Origin of the sequence: Mesorhizobium sp. RCC_202, assembly GCF_041355295.1 — a bacterium.
Taxonomy (GTDB): domain Bacteria; phylum Pseudomonadota; class Alphaproteobacteria; order Rhizobiales; family Rhizobiaceae; genus Mesorhizobium.
In genome coordinates this window covers 1-1212 of the sequence record NZ_JBFUPO010000024.1, presented here as the reverse complement: position 1 = coordinate 1212, position 1212 = coordinate 1, and the positions used below count along the sequence as shown (strand labels likewise).

General features: G+C 63.7%; 1 protein-coding gene. It reads right to left on the bottom strand.

Annotated elements, in window-relative coordinates; translation table 11 throughout:
* Window positions 1–154: 154 nt before the first annotated feature.
* The gene (locus AB6802_RS30030; protein ID WP_371013833.1) at window positions 155–1135 is read right to left on the bottom strand and encodes an IS5 family transposase; all 981 of its coding nucleotides are present in this window, start codon (window positions 1133–1135) and stop codon (window positions 155–157) included.
* Window positions 1136–1212 lie beyond the last annotated feature (77 nt).

Below are 1212 nucleotides of genomic sequence, written 5' to 3'. Positions count from 1 at the left end.
TTCTCCCACAAGGAGGGCTTTGCACGGGAGCCGGTATCTGGCGCACATGGCGCACAGGCGTTTTTTGAAATGCAATCGGGCCGCTTTGGCGGGATATTTTGGCCGCTCCCGGGCCTCTGGCCGCTCGCGCGGCGGATTTTGGGCGGACTCCGCCTCATGCCGGTTTCCTCTTCGGGAAGAGGACTGCGGCCGCTCGCTGCAGATTGTAACCGCAGCCGGCAAGCATGCATTGCGTCCGGTTGGTCGCCAGGTTGAAGAAGCGCAGTCGCCGCATGCCATAGCGCTGCTTGAACACCGCAAACGGCCGCTCTACCGCCGCCCGCACCGTCGAGATCAGCCGGTTGCGCAGCTTCTGGCGCGGCGTCAGCGGATGGTGCTTGTTGGCTCGATGCATCAGCCGATCCTTGATGCCGGCCTGCTTAAGCCGGGCATGCCGGGCATGGGTGTAGTAGGCCTGGTCGCCATAGGCCGCCGCCTCGTCCCCGCTGATCAGGCCGTCGGCCGGCTCGGTGTCGGTGATCGATGCATCCGTGAAGTCCATGCGCCGGATCAGCGTGTGAGCATCGTCGACGCCGTTGTGCACCTTATAGCCGAACACGCTCTTGTTGCCCTTGCGCCCCCAGCGCGCATCGCTGTCGGCCGATGGCCGTGCCGATCCCTCCTCACCCTTCTTCGGCTTCGCCGGCGGGCGCGCGGCAGCTTGCATGAAGGAAGCATCAATCAGCGTGCCGCGCTTGACGATCAGCCCCTTCTGCTCAAGCTGCCGCGTGATCTCGTAAAACACCCGATCGATCAACCCATCACTCGTCAGCTCTTGGCGGAAGCGCCACAATGTCGAATGGTCCGGCGTGCAGTCCGACAGGCTGAAGCCGGCAAAGCGGCGGAACGACAGCCGGTCGCGCAGTTGGGCCTCCAGTGCGGGATCACTGAGATTGTTCCACACGCCAAGCAGCAGACAGCGCAGCAATGCCTCGGCCGGATAGCTGACGTTGCCCCGCCCCGGCTCGCTGCGCTGACCAAGAAGCGCCCTGATCGGTGCCCAGTCGATCACTCGTGCGATCTGGTCGAGCTCCGTCGTATCCGACCACACCAGCCCATCCGCAAGGCTAAGTTGACCAAGCACACGATCGACCATCCGAATCATCTCCCCTTCATCCTTGCCGACGGAATCACCAACCCGCTTCCGTGCAAAGGCCTCACAAGGGGAGAAGG